This is a genomic window from Cereibacter johrii (genome assembly GCF_001720585.1).
Classification (GTDB): Bacteria; Pseudomonadota; Alphaproteobacteria; order Rhodobacterales; family Rhodobacteraceae; genus Cereibacter_A; species Cereibacter_A johrii.
Genome location: NZ_MABH01000208.1, coordinates 1 through 4,242, shown reverse-complemented (window position 1 = coordinate 4,242; position 4,242 = coordinate 1). Strand labels below are relative to the sequence as shown.

At 70.8% G+C, this 4,242-nt stretch carries 3 protein-coding genes; 1 reads left to right on the top strand and 2 read right to left on the bottom strand.

The window, feature by feature from the left end; genetic code table 11:
• Positions 1–67 precede the first annotated feature (67 nt).
• Together parE and A9O63_RS18070 are read right to left on the bottom strand one after the other, a co-directional pair.
• Positions 68–2,023: a DNA topoisomerase IV subunit B gene (gene parE / locus A9O63_RS18075; protein ID WP_069333163.1), complete on the bottom strand. Its 1,956-nt coding sequence runs from the start codon at positions 2,021–2,023 to the stop codon at positions 68–70.
• A gap of 96 nt (positions 2,024–2,119) precedes the next feature.
• Positions 2,120–2,779, bottom strand: a complete 660-nt coding sequence (locus A9O63_RS18070; RefSeq protein WP_069333162.1) for a glutathione S-transferase family protein — start codon at positions 2,777–2,779, stop codon at positions 2,120–2,122.
• A 145-nt stretch (positions 2,780–2,924) separates the two neighbouring features.
• Here A9O63_RS18070 and A9O63_RS18065 point away from each other — a divergent pair.
• On the top strand, positions 2,925–4,242 hold a 1,318-nt coding region (locus A9O63_RS18065; RefSeq protein WP_069333161.1), incomplete at its 3' end, for a helix-turn-helix domain-containing protein.

Genomic DNA, 4,242 nt, shown 5'->3' with positions numbered 1-4,242 from the left:
GGGCGGGCTTCCGGCAGGGCGTGGGGGCGGCCGGCGGGGCTTCGGTCCCCGGCGGCCGCAGGCGGGGTCAGACGTCGAGTTCCTCGACGAAGCGCGCATTCTCCTGGATATACTGGAAGCGCAGCTCGGGCTTCTTGCCCATCAGCCGCTCGACCAGATCGCCCGTCTCGCCGGGCTCGTCCTCGTCGATCGAGACCCGGATGAGCTTGCGCGTGGCCGGGTTCATCGTCGTGTCCTTGAGGTCCTTGGCATCCATCTCGCCCAGACCCTTGAAGCGCTGCACGTCGATCCTGCCCTTGCCGCCGAGGCCCTTCGCCATCCAGAGCTCCTTCTCGACATCGTCGGCGACATAGAGCCGCTTCGCCCCCTGGGTGAGGCGGTAGAGCGGCGGGCAGGCGAGATAGAGATGGCCGCGGTCGATCAGCGGCCGCATCTGGGTGAAGAAGAAGGTCATGAGAAGCGAGGCGATATGGGCGCCGTCGACATCGGCATCGGTCATGATGATGACCTTGTCGTAGCGCAATTCGTCGATGTTGAACCGCGTGCCCATGCCGGTGCCGAGCGCCTGGCAGAGGTCGTTGATCTCGGCGTTCGCCCCCATCTTGCCGGAGGCCGCGCCCAGCACGTTCAGGATCTTGCCCCGGAGCGGCAGGAGCGCCTGGGTGGCGCGGTCGCGCGCCATCTTGGCCGAGCCGCCGGCCGAGTCGCCCTCGACGATGAAGAGCTCGGTTCCGTCGCGGGCGGTGGCGGAGCAGTCGACGAGCTTGCCGGGCAGGCGCAGCTTCTTGGTGGCGGACTTGCGCTGCGTCTCCTTCTCCTGCCGGCGGCGGAGGCGCTCTTCGGCGCGCAGCACGAGGAAGTCGAGGATCGCGCCGGCCGATTTCGTGTTGGCCGCGAGCCAGTTGTCGAAATGGTCGCGGACCGCGTTCTCGACCAGCTTCGCGGCCTCCTCGGTGGCGAGCCGGTCCTTGGTCTGGCCCACGAACTGCGGCTCGCGGATGAAGACCGAGATCAGCGCCGAGCCGCCCGCCAGCATGTCGTCGCGGGTGATCTGGTCGGCCTTGCGGTTCTTCACGAGCTCGCCATAGGCGCGGATGCCCTTGAGGATCGCCGACCAGAAGCCGCTCTCATGCGTGCCGCCCTCGGGGGTGGGCACGGTGTTGCAGTAGGACTGGATGAAGCCGTCGCGCGCGGGGGTCCAGTTGATCGCCCATTCGACCGAGCCCGGCACGCCGAACTTCTCCTGAAAGCCCACCTTGCCGGCGAAGGGGCGCTCGGCATAGGTCGAGGCGCCGGAGAGCTGTTCGGCGAGATAGTCGCCCAAGCCCCCGGGGAAGTGGAAGACGGCTTCCTGCGGGGTGTCGCCGTCGGGAATTGCGGATTTCCAGCGGATCTCGACGCCCGAGAAGAGATAGGCCTTGGAGCGGGCCATCTTCATCAGCCGCGCGGGCTTGAACTGGAGATGGCCGAAGATCTCGGGGTCTGGGTGGAAGGTGATCGTGGTGCCGCGGCGGTTCGAGGCGGCGCCGACCATCTTGACCGGCCCCTGCGAGATGCCGCGCGAGAAGCTCTGCACCCAGAGCTCGCGATTGCGCGCCACCTCGACCCGGAGCGTGTCCGAGAGCGCGTTCACCACCGAGGCGCCGACGCCATGGAGACCGCCCGAGGTCTGGTAGGCCTTGCCCGAGAACTTGCCGCCCGCGTGCAAGGTGCAGAGGATGACCTCGAGCGCCGACTTGCCCGGAAATTTCGGATGCGGATCGACCGGGATGCCGCGGCCATTGTCGCGCACCGTCACGGAATGGTCCGCATGGAGCTCCACCTCGATGCGCGTGGCATGGCCTGCGACCGCCTCGTCCATCGAGTTGTCGAGGATCTCGGCCACCAGGTGATGCAGCGCCCGCTCGTCCGTGCCGCCGATATACATGCCGGGGCGCTTGCGGACGGGCTCGAGCCCCTCGAGCACCTCGATGGAGGAGGCGTCATAGGTTTCCGGCTGGCCGGAGAGAAGGTCGTTGGCCATGGTTGCTCGATTCTTTCTGGACGATTGGAATAGCAATAGAGCATCCCGCGGAGGGGATACGCAAGATCTGGGGCCGGGAGGAGGCCTGCGCGGTGCCTATTCGGGCTCGGCCGCGCGGCGTTCCATCATCAGGCGGAAGGCCGGGCGCGACTGGCAGCGGTCGAGCCAGGCGGCGACGGCGGGGAAAGGCTCGAGCAGCGCCGGATGGGCCTGGCCGTAGCGGAGCGTCTCGGCGAGGTTCAGGTCGGCCACGGTGAACCGGCCGCCCACGAGATAGTCCTCGGTCGCGAAATGCCGCTCGAGCCGGGCCAGGGGACGGCGCAGCCGTTCGGCGGCGATGGAGATCGCGGCCTGTCCCTCGGGGCTCGTGCCGCCGCCCGACCGCTGGATGAGCTGGATCTCGAGGGCGGGCGGCTCGACGGCGGTGGCGGCAAAGAGCGACCAGCTGACCATCAGCGCATCCTCGGGCTCGCTGCGGGGCCCGAGCTGGCCGCCCTTCGTGCGCGCGATGTGAAGGGTGATGGCGAGCGACTCGGTGAGGATCAGCCCCTCCTCCTCGAGGCAGGGGATCTGGCCCAGCGGATTGACCGCGAGATAGGCGGCCGAGGCCGTGTTCAGCGGCGCCTCCGGCCCATGGGGATGGGCCACGCGGTTCGCCTGGATCACGGGCACATGCTCGAAGGGCAGGTCCAGCTCGGCCAGAAGCCAGAGCGGGAGCGAGGCGCGCGAGCGATGGACGCCGTAGATCTTCAGCATGGGCTTCTCCTTGATCGGCGCAGAGCCTAGTCGGTCGGCGGGCGAGAGGAAAGACCTGCGACCCAAGCGCCCATCCGGGAAGGCCCGGATGGAGGGCGTCCGGCGCGCGTGTCACGAGCGGCGCCGGGACAGGCGAAGGCGCAGAATGACGGGGCTGTGGGAGAGCGGGAGCGGGGAGGCCGAGGCGGCTCTGGTGCATCTGGCCTACGAGCTGGCGCTCGATCCGCAGCGGCTGCCGGAGTTCGCGCGGGTCTGGCAGCAGCGGCTGCAGCGTGAGCCGGGCCCCATGCCCGAGCTCGAGCGCCACTTCGCGCGGGCGGCGCGGATCCTCGGCCGGCTGCCCCGGGGCGAGACCGGCACCGCCGAGGCGGTGCTGGCGGGCATCCAGCGGGTGCCGGCCTTCCTCAGCGACGGGGTGGTGCGGATCTCTGCCTGCAATCGCGCCGCCGAATCTGCCTTCCGCATCGCGGGCGGGGCGCCGCTTGCCGCGCTGCCGTTCGAGCCGGCCGATGTGGTGGCGCTCTCGTCCACGATCCGGCGGGTGGCGCGCCGGGCCGAGCCCGCCCGCAACCTCCGCCTCCGCTCGACCGCAACGGGGGCGACCGCGGTGCTGCGGGTCTGCCCGGTCGAGGGGGCGGAGGGACGGGCCCGGGCGCTGGTGCTCGCGACCGAGCCGGTCTGGCCGGACGGGTTCGGCGGCTTCCTGCAGGGGACCTTCGCGCTCACCCCGGCCGAGACAGACATCGTGCAGGGCCTGACCCTCGGCCTGCCGCTGCGCGAGATCGCCACGCTGCGCGGCCGCTCGGTCGAGACGGTGCGCACCCAGTTGCGCTCGATCCAGCAGAAGACCGACACCCATTCGCAGCCCGAGCTCTTGCGGCTGGTGCTGGGGCTGATGGATCTGGCGCTCGCGCCGCCGGAGGGGGCGATGCCTGCGCCGGGCGGGCGGCTTCTGGAGCCGCTGGTGCCGCAGGCGATGATGCTGCCGGAGGGGCGGCGGCTCGAATGGCTCGAGTTCGGCGATCCGGCCGGAACGCCGGTCCTGCATCTTCATGGCGAAATCAGCCTCGCCCGCTGGGCTCCGGCGGCCGAGCGTGCGGCGCGGGCACGCAGCCTGCGGGTGATCGTGCCGATCCGGGCGGGCTACGGCCGGAGCGATCCTCTGCCTGCGGTGGCGGGGATCGCCGAGGGCGGGGCGCTCGACATCGCGGCGCTGGCGGAACATCTGGATCTGCCGCGCGCGGCGATCCTTGCGCTCGGCTCCGATCTGGCGGCTGCCCGGATGCTTGCCCTGCTGCGCCCGGGGCTGGTGGCGGGCATCCTCGTCTGCGCGGCCGATCTGGGCGGCGGGCCCGTGACCCGCTGGCCGGGCCTTCTGGCCGAGACGGCGCGGTGCTCGCCCGAGGCGCTGGCGCTGATGGTGCAGGCGGCCTTCGCCCTGGCCGCCCGGCGGGACCGCGAGG